Source organism: Microbulbifer salipaludis (assembly GCF_017303155.1).
In the GTDB taxonomy this organism is placed as follows: Bacteria; Pseudomonadota; Gammaproteobacteria; order Pseudomonadales; family Cellvibrionaceae; genus Microbulbifer; species Microbulbifer salipaludis.
This window is the reverse complement of sequence record NZ_JAEKJR010000001.1, coordinates 313124-332796: the sequence shown is the minus strand read 5'-3', so window position 1 is coordinate 332796 and position 19673 is coordinate 313124. Positions and strand designations below refer to the sequence as shown.

The window sequence follows — 19673 nt, the reverse complement described above, 5'->3', positions numbered from 1 at the left end:
TTTCCGATGTTGAATCGAGATTTTTACTGGTTCGTTAGCTCGCTACGTCAGCGAGTTGCCCCTTTCTGTGTTTGCTACGTACCGGTGTGATACGTCCCCCAACAAACAGAACCGAGATCAACATCAGCGGCACTAGCGAAGCACCGAGAATGAAGAAGGGCGGGTAGTAGGTGCCATCGTTGGTGATGACTGGCACCAACTGAATGGCGGTAATGACACTGATCACACCCACGGCGCCACTGATGCCGGCAAGGCTGGCAACGCTTTTTCCGGAGAAGTAGTCGCTAGGCAGTGTCTGGATATTGTTAATCGCAGCCTGGAAGCCAAACAGGATTACGGTGATCAGTGCGAGTGCTGCCGCGGGCGTTGCCGCAACAGTGGTGGCGAGCAGGGCGGGCAACATACAGCAGCCACCAAACAGTACGGCGAATTTGCGGGACTTATTCACGCTCCAGCCGCTGCTCATCAGCTTGCCGGACAACCAGCCCCCAAACAGGGCACCGGCTGCGGCGCCGCAGTATGGAATCCACGCAGAGGCACCAATGGCTTTTACGTCAAAACCGAATTTGTCGTTCAGATACAGCGGTAACCAGGCCACAAACAACCACCAGATCGGCTCGATAAAGAAGCGGGCGGAGATGACGCTCCAGCTCTGGCGGTGCGACAGCAGCTCGCGCAGATTCGGAACATACTCGTCTTGGTCTTTTTCCGCGGTAATCTGCCCGGACAGGATCAGCTCGCGTTCTTCCTGGGTAATCCAGGGGTGCGCATCGGGCCCGCTCTTATAGATGATCAGCCAGGGCACGAGCCAGATAAAGCCGAGAAGTGCCACAACTACGAAGGTGGCCTGCCAGCCGAGGAAGGCATACAGAAAGGCAACCAGCGGCGGTGCAATAATGCTTCCCGCAGATGCGCCAGCGCCAAAAATACCCTGGGCAAGTGCGCGCTCCTTGGCCGGGAACCACTCGGCGTTGGCTTTGGTAGCGCCGGGCCAGTTACCCGCTTCACCGAAACCGAGCAGGATGCGGACAAGACTGAACGATGCCACCGACGTAGCCACTGCGTGCAGCGCAATGGAAATCGACCACACCACAATGGAAAGCATGAAACCAAGACGCGTGCCGATTGCATCAAATACCCGGCCAAACACCGCCTGACCGATGGCGTAGGCAATCAGGAACACACTCATGATATTGGCGTAGTCGTGACTGTCCATGCCGAGGTCATCGGCAATGCCCGGCCACATCACCGAAAGCGCGGTACGGTCGATATAGTTGATGATGGTAGCCAGGGCTACCAGGGACACAATGGTCCAGCGTAAGTTCTTCATTATTATTTTCCTGATTCGTTTTCCAGAAAGTCTTCACGGTAGGGGCTGAAGGTATCGAGTAGCACTCCGGCCTTTTTGCACACGGCACCATGTTCCAGATGTGGTGCTATGTAAAAACTGTCGCCGGCTTTTAAAAGTTTTTTGCGGCCATCGACCTGTACCTCAAACTCCCCGCTCTCCACATAGCTCACCTGGGTGTGTGGGTGTTTATGCACATAGCCGATACTCCCTTCCTCAAACCAGACTCTGACAATCATCAGGTTGTCGTCGTGGCCGAGGATCTGCCGTTTTATTCCGCCGCCCAGGTCTTCGACTTCGACATCCTGCGCTTGTACAAATGCATCAGTTGCGGGCATTCATTCCTCCGCCATTCTTAATTGTTGAATTGAAAAAGTTTGGCGCGACCGGTAAAGCTGTACTCACTGTCGCCGAATTTGAAGGTGTGCCTGGTATCGGCCGCGATACCCTTGCTGCGGTGGTACGCTAGCAACTGGGTCGCACCATCTTTGGTGCCGATTGTGATCAGCTCCAGATCACCAACGCGTTGGTGATCCAGTGCGTTCACCTGGCTTTCTGCCTCGAGGGTAAATTCCTTGGACGGATTGTATTGGCCGTGCGGCTCCAGAACGCTCACGAAGGTGTGCGAACTGACGCCGTCGCGGCGCGCAATGAAGCCCTTTTCCGAACGCAGGTTGAAATTGGGATCGTTGGCTCCGAGCTCCGTAAACAGCAGTTCGGTAGCGCCATCCATCAGGCTCGACTGGGTATAAAAACGGCCGTTGTCGTTCAGCCAGGTTACCTGTGCGAGGCCGGATTCCGGCTTGCCACGGGCCTTCAGCCACAGGTGCTGGTAACCATTATTGGTGCCCAGTGCCTTAAGATTGTCGGTGAAGCCCTGAAGCCTGAAGCTGGTGTCGACCAGCTGACCGTTGTAATGCAGGGGCAGATCCAGCTGATGCTCCTGGCTGGACGCCACATCGAATACGTCGATGGCAAACGTCTTGCCATTTTCCGGGCTGTTCACCAGTGCCAGGGTGCGCTTCAGGCGCACACCCGGGTAGGCGGAATTGATTTCTGCGGCGCTGATCTTGACCTGGTCGTCCGCATGGAAGAACAGCAGATCCGGGTGATTCTGGTTGGCAACTTTCAGGTTGTTATCGAAGTGAGAGGTCTCATCCACTACAACCGTGTTGTGAGCGACCGTCTGCTTGGCCCAACTTTCATTTTCTGCCAGGTAGCGGCCGCCATTCTTGGCTTCCACATTCAGAAAGCGAGCGGCGCCGTAGTCGGTAACAATTTCTTCCCCGCGATCGTAGAACTGCCAGGTGAGCTTGTCGAAATGGCCGTGGCCCATACCTTGTGCGGCGGGCTTGAACACCAGCGCCTGGTCACCGTCAGTTTGCTGGCGCAGGACAACCAGTGCCCCTTCATCGCCGTCTTTACCGTCGCGGAAAGCGAAAGATTTGAAGGTGTAGGGCTGTTCCTGACCTGCATCCAGTGCATTCGCAACCTTGAGCCCATCGCCGGACAGCAGGATCTGATCCTGCTTGGCCGCGATATCCAGCAGCTGTGGGTCACCGGATTGGCCGTAGGCGATGGTGACACCCAGTACCAGCTCCGATGTATCGATACCCTTGCTTTTGATGGCATCGTTGATCGGGAAAAACAGGTTGTCGTAGCTGAGCTGGATAGTGGTATCGATGGCTTTCATCACGATACCGTCGCGGTATTCAAAAATACCCCGCTCTGGCTCATTGTTTTCGATCGCCTTGGCAAAGGTTACGAAGGGCATCAGCGCGTAGCGCTGATAGTAGGGGCCTTCGTTATAGTAGCCATCTGGCGAGAAGAGTGTGCTCAGCTGGCGAAGGAAGCCGCCTTTGCCAGACTTGTCCAAGTCCAATAGTGCCTGTTCCACCCACTCCGGTTCGTCGAGCACATAGCCAGCCATACCCACACCGGCGGTAAGCCAGGTGCCGTGGTTGTGTACCTTGTTGAAGGTCTTCGGCGAATCGATAGACAGGAACCTGGCCACCGGCCGAATGGCTCCCTGTTCAATCTTTTTCGCTTCCGCATCGGTTAGAGATGGGAGAATCAGATCGTATGCCTGGATGGTGTAAACCAGCCACACCGCCTCGTTAAGGCTCTGCCAGAACAGCTTGCCGGGGTTATTCGCTCCCGGGCGACGCTTTGGGTGTAACGGCAGTGTGGGATACAGCTCTGCGTAGGCGAGCAGCATATCGCGCACGCGCTCAGCGTACTTGGGATCCTGCGTGATCTGATACAGCACCCCGGCGTTATACATCAGCTGGTAGTTTTTCTTGTGCTGCTCATGGGTGTAGCCACCGCCGGCATCGGCGGGCATGGGTATTGCCAGTGGTGCTTGCAGTGCGCGATCGACGGCGGACTGCGTGGCAAGAAAGGCATTACGAAAACGGCCCGGCTGTTTGATGGCCCCCTGCATGGCATCGACGTCTGCCGCACTGATCACCAGGTTGGGGTGGTCGGCGGCATAGGCGGCCAGAGGATTCAAGACCAGCATTGCGGCAGTCATGCCCGCGGCCAGTGTGATGCCGGCAGCGAGGTTTTTGCGCGTGTGAAAAGCTGAATTCGCCAACATGGTTTTACTTCTTTTTTTGAGATCAGTTCTTGACTTCGTTATTGGCGAGGATCGCAGTGTGCGGCCCTTTTGCCACCAGCTCGGTCACTTCCGGCAGCGGCGCGCCGAAGAACTGATTGTTGGCAATATGGGTGACCGGCTCACCGACGGTGTGCTCGACCACGATGCCAGCACTGTTCTCGATCCGGTTTTCGCGAATATCCGCCACTTGCGTACCGTGGAGTTTGATCAGTGCCTGCGTCTTGTTGCGTTTGCCTTTACCGGATTCCGCTACGGTGTTGTTGCTGAAGTCGATATGGGGGCCGAAGGTACTTTCATCGGTACCGCCGCGATAAAGATCCACCAGGGCACCTTGCACGTTTTCGAAGGTGTTGCCGGTAACAATCACATACTCCGCGTTGTAAATACCCAGATCGTCTGTCTCTTTATTCAGTTTGAGCAGATCCCCGGTGATATTTTCAAAGTGATTGTTGTGCAGGGTGATGGTGTCAGCAAAAGCGCGCAGACCGGAATCAAAGAAGTGATAGGAGTGATTGATATCGAGGTTTTCCACCCGACTGTTGGTCATGGAAAAGCGATAATTTTTCAGCATGCCCCAAACCGAGGTTCGGATCAGGATATTGCCGGCATTGTCCGGGCTGTTGGCTCCGGAAATCACCAGACCGTCCAGCGACAGACTACCGCCGTCCTGGATTTCAAACATCACCGGGCGTTCGCTGGTCAGGGTAACCTTGCCCTGCTTCTTCGCCTTGATCGTCAGGGTCTTGCCGATATCCAGGCGCTTGCTTGCGCTGTACACACCACTTTTCAGCAGCAGAGTGTCACCGTCGGCGGCGCTAACAATCGCATTGAACAGGGCATTCTCACCGGGCCGCACGCTGATGGTCTTGCCACTACCAAATGGGGTGACTGGTTCAGACTTCGGATACCAGGGAGCGCCAGTCATTTCCTTGGTGGTGACCACCAGGTCTCTGCTCGCGCCTTTTTGCGCCGCTGAGTCGCTTACCGGATAGAGCAGGCCGTTGTCGGCGCGCTTCAGTTTGCCTACGCCCTTATCAATTCCCTCGTGGATTTTCTTGTCCACAAAGCCATTCGAGATATTGTTGGCGAAGGAAATGCCGGAAATATCGTCGAATACAGAGAAGGGCGACTTGCCGCTTTCGTTGTAAAAGATATTGTCAGCAATGGTGGAGTCTTGCGGAACTGCGCTGCGCTCGGGGTCACTGCCCGCGGCCAGATGGATGTGCTCTACGTTGATAAAACTGTTGTTCTCGATCTTCGCGTTCACCACCTGGTGATAGCGGTTGATGGGAGAGTTGGGAACACCGTTCATCACGGTGAACCCACTCCCGAATCGATAGCCTGTGAGACCTTCGAGATAGTTGTTGCGAATCACCTGGTCCGCGTTGATTACACGGATTCCGCCGGTGTGGTCTACACCATTGCCCAGGAACACGTTGCCTTCAATCAGGTTGCCGTTGCCGTGACGCATGGTCAGGGTGCCGCGGGACTCGAAAAAGGTGTTGTTACGCAGAATGTTCTTGCCGGATTTGACGGAGATGATTTCCACCTCGCCGTCGCAACGGTCGAAAAAATTGCTTTCGACGACGGTGAACGAGTCGGTGAGCGAGTAGTGGCTGGTGCCAATACGCAGGGTTTCGCCGCCATTGGAGCCCAGTACCGGGCGCGGGCCGAAATAGTTGTGATCGATACGATGGTGGTTTTGTTGGCTGGCTTCGCTGTTCAGGCGCACCGCCATGGTGACCCCCTTGTTGCGCTTACCCGCCAGGTGACTGTGGTCGAAGCGGTTGTTTTTGCCGTAGACGCCCACCCAGTAATCGGAGTCCATGCGCTCCGGTTTGCTGAAGTCTTCGATCACAATCTCGGTCACACGAGAGTGGTTCGCCAGGTGATCTTTGTTGAGGCGGAATGCGATGACTTCACTACTCGGCGTGTAACCGTCCTTGAACACCAGGCCGGAAATCACCAGATGTTCACCGGCAAGACGCAGATTGGATTGCCCGCTGAGTACAACCTTGCCCTTTTCTTCGGCAGTTAGCGTAATCGGATTGCCATTCTCGCCGTTACCCGTAAACAGAATTTCAAAATCTTTCCAGACCCCATTCGCCAGCATCACGGTGTCGCCCGCTTGCAGGCTTTTCACCACCCGGGCGTATTCCTTCTGATTGTGTACCAGGTATTCCTCGGCGGAGGCTTGGACACAGAACAGAGAGGCCTGGCCCGCGGTCAGCAGTGCGGCGGCAAGTAATGGTTTCAATCTGGAAGCGCTCATGATCACCTGAATTATTTTTCTGTGTTTTCGTTATCGCGTCTGCCTGCAGCGCCAGGTCCAACCCTGGCCAAATGCACCATGTCGGGGCGTCAGGTGGCGTTGCGGAGTTATTATGGGGCCAGACTAAATTGGTCAAAAATAATTGTCAACCAATCGGGTTAACCAGTTTCCGTCAAAATTTTGTGCCGAATTGGTGCGTCAGTAAAAATTTTCCGCAAATACGCACAAAAACTGTTCAGGGGTCAGTCCAAAATGTGAATTTATTCAGGAAATTGGTTGACTGTGTTGTAAGCGGGTGACAACTTGATCGGGCCCAGCTGCGAGCAGCCCGCCAGAATTAGGTTGTAACTGGTCTGAAAGCTGACATAAAAAACCGTGGCACAGGCGATGAGTAGGGCGCCAAGAGAGCGCGCCCTTGTTACTATCAACCAGCGCAGACATCCTTGGGGGTCATCATGCGTGATAATAATAAAGACGCGAGAGAAAACATGGCGAACGAGAAAAACTTCAAGAAGTCACTCCTGGTGAGCGCAATCGCTGCAGTGACTTATGTAGGTTATGCCGGTGTCGTACATGGCCAGGAAGCACAAGCAGACCAGGCTCTGGAAGAGGTAGTGGTTACCGGTTCCCGTGCCACCATCCAGTCCACTATTGATATCAAGCGCAACTCTGTAACCATCGTCGACGGCCTGTCGGCCAGCGAGATCGGTGAACTGCCGGCGCTGTCGATCGGTGAAGCGCTCGAGTCCGTAACCGGCGCGTCTTCGCACCGTGAAAATGGCGGCGCCACCGAGATTTCCATCCGTGGTATGGGGCCTTACCTAAGCGCAACGACCTTTAATGGACGTATGGCCACCAATGGTAGTGGTGACCGCTCGGTGAACTTTTCCCAGTTCCCCTCCGAATTGATGAACAAGGTTGCTATCCGCAAGACTCAGGATGCGAGCCTGATCGAGGGCGGTGTGGCCGGCCTGATCGAGCTGGAAACCCTGAAGCCGTTGGAATACGGCAAGCAGCGTATTCAGTTTGACGCCAAAGCGAATATCAATCCGAACCAGTCGAATATCGAAGATCCGATGGCGGGTGATACTGGTTTCCGCGGCACCGCGAGCTATGTAGACCAGTTCGAGTTCGATAACGGCATGGCATTTGGCGTGTCCCTCGGGTATCAGCGCAGCGATATTTCCCAGCCTGAATCCGAAATGCGCTCTTCCAGCCCGACCGGTTCCTCCCGTTATGCGTGCCTGAACGATCCCAGCGTGACCAACGAAGGCTTTTACCGCGAAAGCTCTGGTGACTGTGAAGACCAGATTGGTGGCTCTTCCAACCAGGGATACAACACCAGTGTTGATCCCGAAACCGGCAAGGCGGTCAGCGATGGGATTGCCTATGCGTTCGCGCCCAGCTCCAATGGCTATCGCCAGAACGATACAAGAGACGAGCGCGATTCCGTATTTGTTGCGCTGCAGTTCCAGCCTAACGACAAGACCGATATCAACTTTGACCTGCAGCAGTCTGAGCGGATTCAGTCCGAACTGCGACATGATCTGAACTTTGCCAACATGAAGCGGGTAACCCCCGGTGTCACCGCTGAGTCGCTGGTTGTGACCGATACCGGCACCGTTTTGAACTGGGCCGGTGAAACGGCGATTGAGTCCAATAGCGAAACGTATGAGCGCGCAGAAGACTATCTGGGTTACGGTCTGAATGTCTCCTACGCATTTACCGATAATCTGACGGTGTCCGCGGACTACTCCTTCTCCGAGACTACTCGTACCGAAAATCAAATCCTGTTGCGCACCCAGTCCGACAGTCGCGATGTGTTCGGTGATTCCACGGCAGCGGGATACCGTCCTCTGGTTGCGTGGAACATGGATTCCGAGATCCGTCAGTACACCGTCACCGATTTCGATGTCACCGACCACACCCTGTTCTCGGACGAATACCGTATTCGTGTGGACAACGATGTGGATCGCCGCAACACCAACGAAGCGTTCCGTGCGGACTTCGACCTGGTGCTGGATAATGAGGTTGTGACGGCAGTCCGCGGCGGCCTGCGTTTCTCCGAGCTCGAGTATGTCGACCTGGGTAGCGCACGCGATACCTATGAGATCGACCGTGGCGACGATGAAAGCGAAGCGGCTCTGCTGGCAATCAACGAGGCTTGCGCCATCGCTTTCCCGGAAAGCGACTTTATGAATGCCGAGAGTGACGGCAGCCTCATCACGATGGTGGATGAGAATGGCAACGTAACCGGAAGCGCGAACGAGTGGGCGACCTTCGATACCCAGTGTGTTGCGGACATGGTTTTGTCTCACCTGGGCGAAACCTTTGCCTACCCTGAGCTGGAAGAAAAAAGTGCGAATGTTACCGATGTGACTGAAACCACTACCGCCGCCTATGTCATGGCTGATTTCAGTAGTGCTCTCGCCGGTACGCCGATTAACGGTAACGTCGGTGTGCGCGTGGTGCAGACCGAAGTTGAGTCCGTGGGTTACCGCACGCCATACACCATCATCACCAACGCCGATGGCACCTATGCCATGCAGGAAGTCGAGGGTGCCGATCTGGAGCGTGTGGTTGCTGGAGGTGATTACACCGAAGTACTACCGAGCTTGAACCTGGTTGCAGAACTCACCGAAGAAGTACTGTTGCGCGGTGCGGTATACCGTGGCCTGTCCCGCCCGGATCCATCTGACCTCGGTTATCGGCGCTCGTTCGATACCAACGGCGCGGACGACATTGTCGACATCGCTGACCTGCTGGACGGGGTCGATGGTGACGGCAACCCCAACATGCAGCCGCTGACGTCATGGAATTTCGATACCGCCATCGAGTGGTACCCGAACGATGACACCATGTTGGCCTTTGGTGTTTATCACAAACGCTTCCAGGGTGGCTTTGAAACCGCACAGATCGTCGAGACGTTCGAGGTTGATGGCGAGATTATTCCGGCGGATTTCAATATCACCCGCACCGATGACGACACAAGCTCTCTTACAGGTTTTGAGATGACCGCGACGCATCGTTTCTCGTATCTGCCCGGTTACCTGAGTGGTCTCGGTGTCAAGGCGAGCTACAACTACGCGGATTCCAACTTCGAATTTGAAGACAGCAATTACGGTGACTCCGTGGTGCTGGACCAGGATGGTAATACGGTTTCCGAGAACATCGGCATTATCGCCCCGGGCAATATTCCCGGTTTCTCCGAGAACGTGTTCTCCGGCCAGGTGTACTACCAGATCGGCGATTTCGATACCAGCTTGATCTACAAGTACCGCAGCGAGTACTTCCAGCCCTATACCAGCAATGGCACGCGACTGCGTTTCGTGGGTGACGTAGGTGTGTGGGAAGCGAAAGCGTCTTATCAGCTGACCGACAGCGTGAAGCTGAGCCTGGAAGCGATCAACCTGTTTGACGAACCCAAGAAGCAGTACTTCTACACCCGCGATAACCTGGGTGAGATGAACAGCTATGGACCGCGTGTATTCCTGGGCCTGAAAGCCAAGTTCTAAGTGCTACTCCGGGTCCGTTACGCGGGCCCGGTACCTTTGGCATAGGGGGAGCTGTAGCCCAATCTTGCGGAGCGGGTTGCAGGTTCCTCGGTTTGTTTGATTGGTTGTCTCTTCTCCATCCGATAAGGTGCCGCCTTTCGGAAACTATTCGCCCGCGTTATGCGGGCTTTTTTGTGCCTGCTTTCCTGTCCTGAAACAAGTGACTTAATTCACGGGCACAAAAAAGGGCCATACCCTTGGTGGTATGGCCCCGAAAGTTTGCGATCCAGGTGGGAAAAATCAGATCCCGGTGGTCTCGCCCAGCCGGTCAATGGAAAAGCGCTTGCGGCGTTCGGAAACTTCCCGGCGAACAACTTCAACCGCCTTTGCTTCGGAGGCATCGTGCAATGCGTTCAATGAGCGATTGAAGTGCAGGCGCATCGCCTTGCGTGCAGCACACGGGTCGCGGTTTTCCAGCGCCTGCAGAATGGCTTTGTGCTCGGCCAAGCGTTTTTGCCCATCCTTTTTACACACATTCTTGTGCACCGTTTGGATGTCTGGTGAGTGCCCCTGGATATCCCACAACTTATCGATGGTGCTCATCAATACCCGGTTGTTGGTGGCGCGCGAGATGACCTCGTGGAATTTCCGGTCGGCGCGTTCGGAGGTCAGGTTGCCCTCTTCGTTCTCACGCACCATATCCCGATAGGCGAGGCGCAGGTCTTCCAGTTGCTCTTCGGTAATCATGGTGGCTGCGAGGGCCGCCAGTTCGCCTTCGATCAGCACGCGTGCTTCCGTGAGTTCAAATGGGCTGAAGTCCTTGGTATCAGTGAAGGAGTTCACCGGTTCGATCACATAAACCCCGGAGCCGGTACGCACTGCCACCCGGCCCATGACTTCCAGGGCAATGATGGCTTCGCGAATACTGGGCCGGCTGACATCGAACATTTCCGACAGCTCACGCTCAGAAGGCAGGCGCACCCCGGGCGGGTACTCGCCGCTGTCGAGCAGCGCCAACATTTTCTCTACCACCTGCTGATAAATGCGGCGGCCACTTCCAACATAATCGCTTTTCATAGCACTTGATTCTATGGTTGTTCGATAAGCTTGACCCGAGAGGCGCTGCTGCGCAGGGGCCAAAAGTCACCCTTGAGTCTACCATAATTGGTCTTACAGGCAATGTTTATTGGTATGATGGCTGGTCGTGACAGATTGCCCGCGCCGCCATCGAAACCGTTGAACCGCCGAGAAAATTTGTCCAAAAAAGTATTAGGCGGAAACCGAGATTTCATCTATCTTTCGCACGTTCAGCGCGTCCATTCTGACTCGCTATCCAGGCCCACCTGAGGTCACGCTTTACCGACTCCCAGTGCCCACCATCTATATATAGAGGCAGACCGCCGACCGATGTCCCAGATCCTGATTGTGATCGACCAGCCCGATGATTGGGCCCCGTACTACCCCAGCGAGCGGGTGATTACTTTTGCCGACTACCTGGCGTTGCCGGCCCGCTCCCAGCGGGTGCGGGTCATCAACCTGTGCGCGGACTACGACTACCGCAGCGAGGGCTATTACTGCTCCCTGCTGGCGGAGGCACGTAATCACAATGTATTGCCCAGCGTGCGCACACTGAACGATCTGGACTTGCCGCAGCTGTACAAGCTGCAGCTGGCCCAGGCGATTCCAGCACTGGCGAAGCTGCCGCTGCCGGAGCCGGGTGCCGAGCGCGTGGTGAAATCCTATTTTGGTCGCTGTGCCGATTCGACCCTGCAACCCCTAGCCCGCGCACTGTTCGACCGCTTTGCCTGCCCGGTGCTGGAGATCCACCTACAGGCCAATCCCCACTGGGAGATCGTAGAACTGAAGGTCTGCTCCCACCGGGATCTGAGCGAGGGGGAAGAAACCGAGTTTGCCGAGGCCCTGGATAACTTTAGTAACAAGGTATGGCGTCAGCACAAGAAGCCCAGCAACAGCCGCTATGACCTGGCCATTCTGGTAAACCCGGAAGAACAGTTGCCACCGTCCGATGGCGCCGCGATCAAAAAATTCGTCAGTGCTGGGCGCGAGCTGGGCCTGTCGGTGGAATTGATCGGCCCGGGGGACTACATGCGCCTGTCGGAATTCGATGGCCTGTTTATCCGCGAGACCACCGCGATTGATCACCACACCTACCGGTTTGCGAAAAAAGCGGAGGCGGAAGGCCTGGTGGTGCTGGATGACCCCACTAGTATCCTGCGCTGCACCAACAAGATCTATCTCGCGGACCTGTTCAATAATCACAAGGTGCCTGCGCCACGCACCTGTATCCTGCGTCGCGGTGACGAGGAAAGCCTGAGGAGGGCGTTGGAGGAAATCGGCTTGCCGATGGTGGTGAAAATTCCCGATGGTTCCTTCTCCCGGGGCGTGGTCAAAGTGCATTCGGAAGACGAGCTGCACAGCAAGCTCGAAGAGCTGTTTGCAGAGTCGAGTCTTTTGCTGGCCCAAGAGTTCTTGTACACAGAATTCGACTGGCGTATTGGTGTGCTCGATAACAAGCCCCTGTACGCCTGCCGCTATTACATGGCCAAGAATCACTGGCAGATCTACAACCACGGCAGCAAGAAAACCGTGAGTGGGGGCTTCACCACCCTGCCGACGTTTGAGGTGCCCAAGCCGGTACTGCAGGCGGCGTTGAAGGCAACCAAGCCTATTGGTCGCGGTTTCTATGGCGTGGATGTAAAAGAGTCAGCGGGCAAGGGCTATGTGATCGAGGTGAACGACAATCCTTCCATCGATAGCGGCGTGGAAGATAAGTATCTCGGTAAGGAGCTTTATCGCTTAATACTGCAGGAATTTCTTCGCCGTCTCGATGCGCGCAAAGCGGGTCAGGAATAGGGAACTTCGAACTGGCAGCAAGCGGGGGCCTGGGCTGCAGGCCCTGCGACGGGCATTCAACTTAGACCTGCTGCCGACACAGTTCCAGCCAGCGCTCGATACCGGTGCTGCGATACTTTTGCCGATGCAGCACAAAATAAAACTCGCGGCTGAAATCCCGCTGCGGTACTGGCAGTTCGATCAGCGCACCGCGGCGGAAGGCATCGGTCAATGATACCCGCGAAAGGCAGCTGATCCCGAGTCCCGCTTCCACTGCGCGCTTGATCGCTTCGGTGTGTTGCAATTCCAGCCGGATATTCAGTGCCGGTAGCAGTCCCGCTAATGCGCGCTCGAAGGTCTGGCGAGTCCCTGAACCTGTTTCCCGCAGGATCCAGGTGGCTTCGCGCAGGTCTTCATCGCTCAGTTGAGCGCGCTTCGCCAGGGGGTGGTCCGGTGCGCAGAACACCACCTGCTCATCGTCCCGCCAGCGGATCATTTCCAGATCGGGATGATTCAGCTCCCCCTCGATCAGTCCAAGGTCGAGTTCGAAATTCAGTACCCTTTGGGAGATGGCCGCGGTATTGGCCACTTCCAGCTCCACCCGCGCGCCAGGTTGCTCTTCCATGTAACGAGCCATGATATCGGCGGCCAGGTAATTGCCGATGGTTAACGTGGCCCCGATCTTCAATCGCCCGAGGTCACCGTGCGCCTGCAGGCTAACTTCCAACTCCCTTGCACGCTCCAGTAGTTCCTCCGCCCTCGGCCAAAGCTGCCGCCCCAGCTCATTCAGGCGCAGACGTTTACCTGTCCGCTCGAAAAGTCGCAGGTCGAATTGTTGCTCAAACTCTTTGAGCGCGGTGGAAGCCGCAGACTGTGACATGTTGAGGCTTTCCGCAGCTCGACTCACGTTCTGGTAGTGCGCGCAGGCGAGAAAAACTTCTAATTGACGCAAGGAGTAGCGCATGGAGATACTCGAACAGATGTTAACCACAGACCAAACGCTGCGTTTTTGGCATTTTCCATTGAATACAGTGGTACAGCAAATGCGGGTGCCTGCATATCGATCATAGGACCCGCGGCGAGTAAATTTCGATCACGGGGCCACTGGGTTTCAGCCAGATAAGGAGTGCTGGCAGAATCTAACGGTAGCAGCGCCGGATTCTTCATGTTCCTGTAACAGGAAACGATCTGTGACGTGTCATGGGCTCGTTTCGGGCACACTTTGTGCAATAGAAAAACGACACCGCCACAAGAATGGAATCTTTGTCCTTTGGGATGATCCTGGCGCCATAGCGGGGATCACAGATCAATCTTTTATTTTGTCAGCGTATCTTGCTAGAGTGTGATCCCCATCCAATTGGCGCCGTATTGTTAAATTTGGATGTTTTACCGAGTATCGGTATGTCTCTATGAGTCCGTGTCTGTAGCCAAGGCAACACTGGACGCCACCGCTCATGATGGCCGCAAGGCTCAATGGGCAAAGTAAATGGATTTACTAAACAAGGTCCACCAGTAACTGGAGGACACTTTGTGAGAGAGCAGGGATATGTCTCACCAGCCCAGACAAGATTTTGAACAACAAGCGAGCCTCGCCCTCGAATCGCCGGTATTTGTTATTGGCCCACTGCGCTCCGGATCCACACTTCTCCGATTACTCTTGGATCACCACCCCAATATGCATATGTTTGGGGAATTTGAGGGCGCTGTTTCCCAGGCTCGCGGTGATCGATGGCCCGACCTCGAAGACTATTGGCGCTTTGTTAAAATCGATCGGCAGACCAGTGCAATGAACCTGGCGATTGACCCTGAACTGGATTATCCAGCATTAGTTAAAGACTTTCTCCGGCAACTTTACCTCCGCAATCCCCAACCAGTCGTTGGCGCGTCGATCCACTCGCGTGTAGACCTGTTACCCAGGCTTTGGCCTAACGCCCGGTACATACATCTCTATCGAGATCCCAGAGATGTTGCCCGCTCTTGCATCGGGATGGGCTGGGTGGGAAATGTCTATGAAGGCGCAAAAATATGGTGCGATTTCGAAAAGCGACGTGAGCTTTTGAGAACACAGGAGCAGCCTGGTCAAGCAATCGAGGTTTTCTATGAACAGCTCGTTGAGAACCCCGTAAAGGAATTGTCGCGCCTCTGTGAATTCCTCTCTCTCAAGTTCGACCCAGAAATGCTCAAGTTGGATCGAGACACCACTTACAGCTGCCCTTCAAAGCAATACGCTGAGCAGTGGAAGTCCAAATCATCGGCTCGAGAAATCCGCTGGATCGAATTACTGACGAGCGAGCAAATGATGAAACAGGGGTATCAGCCCTTCTCCCGTGATACACGCGCGCTCACGATACAAGAAAAACTCGCGCTGAAGGTTCAAAACCGTGTCTATCGCATGCGTTACAACATCAGAAAATGGGGCCTCGTTCTTTGGCTGCAGCATGTCCTTGCGCGACGTACCGGAATTCGTCAATGGGTCGAATACGTAAAACACAGAACGAATGCGATTGATCGTTCATTGCTGAAATAGCTATGCGTCACGCCTCCCCGTGTATTCCAGACAGAACCTGCTAGCTGGGTTGTTCGCTGGTGTATTGAGTGAAGTTGGGAGCGCACGAGTCAGTAGAGGGCGCTCCCACCAGCACCTCAGGAGCTCCAAATAAGGCGAACCAGCCGCGTTTCAAACTGATCCACGCGGGCAACGAGAATACCGAGTCTATATCTATTAAATAGATATCTAGTATCAAGATATCCCGCTTTCCAGATATCGCATGTGGCGCTAGAATTTGGCCCACAAGCATTTCTGGATTAAGCGGTTATATTTCTATGTCAAACCTGAATACGGAAACGGTGCTGGAAGTCCACCACTGGAACGACACGCTGTTCAGCTTTAAAACAAGCCGTGACCCGGGGTTCCGATTTGAAAACGGTCACTTCACTATGATCGGTTTGGCGCAGCCAAATGGCCGACCTCTGTTGCGTGCCTATTCAATAGCCAGTGCTAATTACGAAGACGAGCTGGAATTTTTCAGCATCAAGGTGCCGGATGGTCCGCTCACTTCGCAACTGCAGAAAATCAAGCCTGGAGATGAAATCTTCGTCAGTCGCAAGCCAACGGGAACCCTGGTCGCCGATCATTTGTTACCGGGCAAGCGCCTGTGGCTGCTTTCGACCGGTACGGGGCTGGCGCCGTTTATGAGTATCATCAAAGACCCGAGTGTCTACGAGCGCTTCGACCAGATAATCCTCACCCATGGTGTGCGATATAAGTCAGAGCTTGCCTATCAGCACTACATTGAACATGAGCTGCCAGAGCATGAGTACTTTGGTGAGATGGTAAGAGGAGGGCTCATGTACTATCCCACGGTGACCCGTGAACCCTACCGCAATAATGGACGCCTCACCGACTTGATGCTTTCCGGAAAACTTTTCAACGACCTGAACGTACCTAAACCAAATACAGAAGAAGACCGATTTATGCTTTGCGGCTCTCCGGCAATGCTAAAGGATCTAACGTCAATCCTCGACAGTTGGGGTTTCAAGGAAACGCGCGCTGGTGTCCCGCGGGAGTATGTGATTGAGCGCGCATTTGTTGAGAAGTAACCGGTAATCTCAGCAGCTGGCACTTCTTATTCATGGATTGGAGTGCTGCAGATAATGGACAAACAAACAATAGGGGCGCCAACTATTGGCGCCTCTTCCTTCCTTCATATCTTTTTCTTTTGAATTATCAGGAATAGTTGATAAAGTGAGTTGCGCGTCTCGCTTCGGACGTCTATTTCAACTGGAACTTGGATTTCCGGTAGTGGCCCGAGCGATCCCGCTGCTGATCAGCGCAACAGAGCCTCCCGCTCAACGCGATAAATGGATGCAGCAATTTCAATGCGCCTCGGATAGTGCGCGATAAACCGGATACCGCAATAAAGTTTGGCACGTAAGTTGCGAACATAGCGGTGAACGAAGGTTGCAACATTTAAATGGATTTTCCCGCATTTCCCCCTGAAATGGCGGCAATAAAGAAGCAGACAATGGAAGGTCGCGCCCCCCTCAAGCTTGCAGTAGTGATTGTTAATTACTGCACTCCGGATCTCGTTCAGGATTGCCTAAAGAGCTTGGTCCCGCAGCTATCTGGCCTGAATGCGCAAGCCATCGTTGTGGATAATGCTTCCGGTGATCATTCAATCGAACTTCTCGAGCATTGGTTAAAAAGCTGCCCAGCAGGTTTCAGCACGAAAATCCGGTTGTGTGCATCGTCAGTCAATGGCGGCTTTTCTGCGGGTAACAACTTCGGAATGTCGCAGGTAGAAGCTGAGTATTATCTCCTGCTTAATAGTGACACGATTGTCCGCCCGGGTGCGATTTCACTGCTCCTCTCCAGAATGGAGGGCGACCGAACTATCGGGGCCCTCGGTCCACGTCTCGAATACCTTGATGGACAGCAGCAAGTAAGTCGCTTTCGCCGCAGGGGTGTGACCAGTGAGTTAATCCGCGGTGCCCAGATTGACTTAGTAACAAAGCTGCTCAAGTCTAAGAACACGCCAATAGAGCTCAATGAGCCAGATCAGGAACTGGACTGGGTTAGTTTCGCTTGCGTGCTGCTGCGCTCGGATATCGTCACGCAAATTGGCCGCATGGATGAATCGTTCTTCATGTATTTTGAGGATATCGAGTATTGCCTGCGGATAAAGCGTGCAGGTTACAGCATCAAGCAAGAATTAGATGCCCGCGTAGTACATTTGCGTGGGGGCACCTCTAGCGTCAAGAAGAATGGCAATGCGAGAAAGCGCGTCCCTGCCTACTTCTATCAATCCAGGTCGCGTTACTTTCTCCTGCTAGGCGGTAGACCAAAGCTATTTGCTGCAAATCTCGCCTGGTGTGCTGGCCGAATCTTACGATACTCAAAGTGCCTGCTGGGGCGTGCTCCCGGCCCATCAATTTCGGGTGAGTGGAGGGATCTTTGGATTGGTTTTCTATCTGGTAAAAAGGGCACCAATAAAAAAGCTTCTCCATACGGTAATCAGGTGGCCCAGTCATGAATAGTTTGAAACCCGGAAAGCGACCGGACTTTATTATTATTGGCGCAATGAAGTCAGCTACTACAACGATTTACGAGCAATTGCGTTTGCTCGATGGCGTGTATATGCCGGATCTAAAGGAGCCAAACTTCTTCAGTGATGATTCTCAGTATGCGCGTGGTGCAAGCTGGTATGAAACACTTTTCGAGGCTGCAAAGGCAGATGACATCCTCGGAGAGGCCAGTACCCATTACACGAAAATTCCAACGTACCCGCAGTGCTTTGCAAGACTTTCCGATGCATTACCTGACGTAAAACTTGTTTACATCATGCGAGATCCGATAGATCGCTTGGTATCACAATATATACACGAATGGAGCTGCAATAATATCCGGGTCGATATTAATCACGCAATTGATTTGTACCCGGAGCTCGTAAAATATAGTTGCTATGCAACGCAGTTATCTCCATACATTACTCACTACGGAAAAGAAAATATTCTTCCAGTGTTCTTCGAGAGAATCAAACGTAATCCCGCACAAGAACTCTCAAGGATTGCAAAATTTATAGGTTATAAGGGCGAGGTTGCGTGGATCGACGCGCATGCAAAGACAAATGTTTCATCTGCCCGCCTGAGAACGAATGCATTTACTAATTTCCTGATTCGTAATCCGATCTTGACGATGATAAGGCGCACCCTTGTGCCAGCCACATTTCGCAATTCGATTAAGTCAAGAATGCAAATGTCAGAGAGGCCAAATCTATCAGCCGTCAGTATAAGAAAGTTGAAGGCTACATTTGATGAAGAGCTAAAAATACTAGGTACGTTATTTAATACTAATCTTGATTGCGAAAGCTATAAGAAAATCGTGTTGGAGAAACCGATGGAATGGAGTAAGCCAACCGATAAAGCAGATCGGGGTAGAATTCATAAATATGCGTGAAGCGAACCTTAGGGTAGAAAAGATGCTAGCTCTTGGCTTTGTCGTTATCGGAAGAAATGAGGGGGAGCGACTTCGCCGCTGTCTGGAATCTATTCTTGAACAGTCAATTGCCCTGCGACGAGAGATGCTTGGTAGCGAAAGCGACAGTGACGAATCAGTCTCAGACTTGATATTAACTCCGATAGTCTACGTCGATTCAGGATCCGACGATGGTAGTGTTGATTGTGCAAAAAATCTCGGATGTGACGTGGTACAGCTCGCAGCCACGCGACCTTTCACAGCGGCGCGAGCTAGAAACGCAGGCCTGGAGCGCCTGATCGAAATAAGCCCGGCGGTCGAATTTGTTCAATTTATCGACGGTGATTGTTCATTGCAACCCGGGTGGCTATCGAAAGCAATAGCATTTTCTTCAGTGAACCCAGAGGCTGCCATCGTGTGCGGCCGAAGGAGAGAGGTATATCCGCAAAAAACCGTATACAACGCACTGTGTGACATTGAATGGGATACACCTATCGGAGAATCCAATGCATGTGGCGGTGATTTTTTTGCTCGTAGAATCGCTATAGAAAGTGTCCAGGCTTTTAACTCTGACATGATTGCTGGAGAGGAGCCAGAAATGTGCTTCAGATTGCGAAAAGAGAACTGGCGCATCTGGAGAATAGATTGCGAGATGACATCGCACGATGCTGCGATGACGAGCTTCAGGCAATTCTGGCTAAGAAATGTACGGGCTGGGTTCGCATACGCAGAGCGCTGCGCAATGCATGCTACAAAAAAACGGCCATATTGTGTGAGGGAAATTTCAAGCATTTTTTTCTGGGCATTTCTTATACCAGTGGCCGCGCTAACTCTTGCACCAGCATTTGCGCCGATATCAATTTTAATCCTGATGGCCTATCCAGCCATCGTGATCAGAATATTTCTACGGCGAATAAAACTTCGAAATTCAATTCGTCGATCATTCGTTTATAGCATGTTTACACTGCTGGCAAAATTTCCGCAGTTTCTTGGTGCTACAAAATATTTTTTCACGCAACTAGCAGGTAGAAAAGCCGCAATTATTGAGTATAAGTAGAAGAAATCATGCAACCCAAAGTTGAATCGCTAAATTTAGGTCTATGCAGAATTGA

Annotated in this window: 13 protein-coding genes; 7 read left to right on the top strand and 6 right to left on the bottom strand. The window is 53.4% G+C overall.

Annotated elements, in window-relative coordinates:
• Positions 1-34: 34 nt before the first annotated feature.
• The 4 genes from JF535_RS01320 to JF535_RS01305 are packed head-to-tail and all read right to left on the bottom strand — an operon-like array spanning position 35 to position 6240.
• Positions 35-1330 (bottom strand): MFS transporter, encoded by a 1296-nt coding sequence (locus tag JF535_RS01320; protein ID WP_242523548.1) that lies wholly within the window; start codon positions 1328-1330, stop codon positions 35-37.
• 2 nt (positions 1331-1332) lie between these two features.
• Positions 1333-1686, bottom strand: coding sequence for a cupin domain-containing protein (locus tag JF535_RS01315; protein WP_066959617.1), 354 nt, complete (start codon positions 1684-1686; stop codon positions 1333-1335).
• Between the two features lie 17 nt (positions 1687-1703).
• Entirely contained in the window at positions 1704-3947 is a 2244-nt protein-coding gene (locus tag JF535_RS01310; RefSeq protein ID WP_206998182.1) for a heparinase II/III domain-containing protein, read from the bottom strand.
• A 22-nt stretch (positions 3948-3969) separates the two neighbouring features.
• The gene (locus JF535_RS01305; RefSeq protein ID WP_206998180.1) at positions 3970-6240 is read right to left on the bottom strand and encodes a chondroitinase-B domain-containing protein; all 2271 of its coding nucleotides are present in this window, start codon (positions 6238-6240) and stop codon (positions 3970-3972) included.
• 455 nt (positions 6241-6695) lie between these two features.
• On the opposite strand from JF535_RS01305, the gene JF535_RS01300 reads away from it, so the two are divergent.
• Positions 6696-9755 (top strand): TonB-dependent receptor, encoded by a 3060-nt coding sequence (locus JF535_RS01300; RefSeq protein WP_206998173.1) that lies wholly within the window; start codon positions 6696-6698, stop codon positions 9753-9755.
• A 279-nt stretch (positions 9756-10034) separates the two neighbouring features.
• Here the strand turns inward: JF535_RS01300 and JF535_RS01295 are convergent, their stop codons facing one another.
• A complete protein-coding gene (locus JF535_RS01295) occupies positions 10035-10811 on the bottom strand; it encodes a FadR/GntR family transcriptional regulator (RefSeq protein ID WP_066959613.1) in 777 nt (258 codons plus the stop codon).
• Positions 10812-11141: 330 nt separating this feature from the next.
• Here JF535_RS01295 and JF535_RS01290 point away from each other — a divergent pair, with 330 nt between their 5' ends.
• Entirely contained in the window at positions 11142-12608 is a 1467-nt protein-coding gene (locus tag JF535_RS01290) for a RimK family protein (protein WP_206998171.1), read from the top strand.
• A 61-nt stretch (positions 12609-12669) separates the two neighbouring features.
• Here JF535_RS01290 and JF535_RS01285 read toward each other — a convergent pair whose 3' ends face one another.
• Positions 12670-13551 (bottom strand): LysR family transcriptional regulator, encoded by an 882-nt coding sequence (locus JF535_RS01285; protein WP_206998169.1) that lies wholly within the window; start codon positions 13549-13551, stop codon positions 12670-12672.
• A gap of 582 nt (positions 13552-14133) precedes the next feature.
• On the opposite strand from JF535_RS01285, the gene JF535_RS01280 reads away from it, so the two are divergent.
• The 5 genes from JF535_RS01280 to JF535_RS01260 all read left to right on the top strand — a co-directional run bounded on the left by JF535_RS01280 (position 14134) and on the right by JF535_RS01260 (position 19618).
• Positions 14134-15114: a sulfotransferase family protein gene (locus JF535_RS01280; protein WP_206998167.1), complete on the top strand. Its 981-nt coding sequence runs from the start codon at positions 14134-14136 to the stop codon at positions 15112-15114.
• A 296-nt stretch (positions 15115-15410) separates the two neighbouring features.
• Positions 15411-16187 (top strand): ferredoxin--NADP reductase, encoded by a 777-nt coding sequence (locus tag JF535_RS01275; protein WP_206998165.1) that lies wholly within the window; start codon positions 15411-15413, stop codon positions 16185-16187.
• Positions 16188-16561: 374 nt separating this feature from the next.
• Positions 16562-17620, top strand: coding sequence for a glycosyltransferase family 2 protein (locus tag JF535_RS01270; protein ID WP_206998163.1), 1059 nt, complete (start codon positions 16562-16564; stop codon positions 17618-17620).
• Positions 17617-18543 carry a sulfotransferase domain-containing protein gene (locus tag JF535_RS01265; RefSeq protein WP_206998161.1) on the top strand — a complete coding sequence of 309 codons (927 nt, stop codon included), beginning with the start codon at positions 17617-17619 and terminating at the stop codon, positions 18541-18543. Before JF535_RS01270 ends, JF535_RS01265 begins: the two co-directional genes overlap by 4 nt.
• Positions 18536-19618 carry a glycosyltransferase family 2 protein gene (locus JF535_RS01260; RefSeq protein WP_242523547.1) on the top strand — a complete coding sequence of 361 codons (1083 nt, stop codon included), beginning with the start codon at positions 18536-18538 and terminating at the stop codon, positions 19616-19618. The genes JF535_RS01265 and JF535_RS01260 overlap by 8 nt, the downstream gene beginning before the upstream one ends.
• Positions 19619-19673 lie beyond the last annotated feature (55 nt).

Excerpts from the sequence above, each read along its gene's own strand:
- JF535_RS01320 (WP_242523548.1), bottom strand. The coding sequence starts at position 1,330 with ATGAAGAACTTACGCTGGACCATTGTGTCCCTGGTAGCCCTGGCTACC.
- JF535_RS01315 (WP_066959617.1), bottom strand. The coding sequence starts at position 1,686 with ATGCCCGCAACTGATGCATTTGTACAAGCGCAGGATGTCGAAGTCGAA.
- JF535_RS01310 (WP_206998182.1), bottom strand. The coding sequence starts at position 3,947 with ATGTTGGCGAATTCAGCTTTTCACACGCGCAAAAACCTCGCTGCCGGC.
- JF535_RS01305 (WP_206998180.1), bottom strand. The coding sequence starts at position 6,240 with ATGAGCGCTTCCAGATTGAAACCATTACTTGCCGCCGCACTGCTGACC.
- JF535_RS01300 (WP_206998173.1), top strand. The coding sequence starts at position 6,696 with ATGCGTGATAATAATAAAGACGCGAGAGAAAACATGGCGAACGAGAAA.
- JF535_RS01295 (WP_066959613.1), bottom strand. The coding sequence starts at position 10,811 with ATGAAAAGCGATTATGTTGGAAGTGGCCGCCGCATTTATCAGCAGGTG.
- JF535_RS01290 (WP_206998171.1), top strand. The coding sequence starts at position 11,142 with ATGTCCCAGATCCTGATTGTGATCGACCAGCCCGATGATTGGGCCCCG.
- JF535_RS01285 (WP_206998169.1), bottom strand. The coding sequence starts at position 13,551 with ATGCGCTACTCCTTGCGTCAATTAGAAGTTTTTCTCGCCTGCGCGCAC.
- JF535_RS01280 (WP_206998167.1), top strand. The coding sequence starts at position 14,134 with ATGTCTCACCAGCCCAGACAAGATTTTGAACAACAAGCGAGCCTCGCC.
- JF535_RS01275 (WP_206998165.1), top strand. The coding sequence starts at position 15,411 with ATGTCAAACCTGAATACGGAAACGGTGCTGGAAGTCCACCACTGGAAC.
- JF535_RS01270 (WP_206998163.1), top strand. The coding sequence starts at position 16,562 with ATGGATTTTCCCGCATTTCCCCCTGAAATGGCGGCAATAAAGAAGCAG.
- JF535_RS01265 (WP_206998161.1), top strand. The coding sequence starts at position 17,617 with ATGAATAGTTTGAAACCCGGAAAGCGACCGGACTTTATTATTATTGGC.
- JF535_RS01260 (WP_242523547.1), top strand. The coding sequence starts at position 18,536 with ATGCGTGAAGCGAACCTTAGGGTAGAAAAGATGCTAGCTCTTGGCTTT.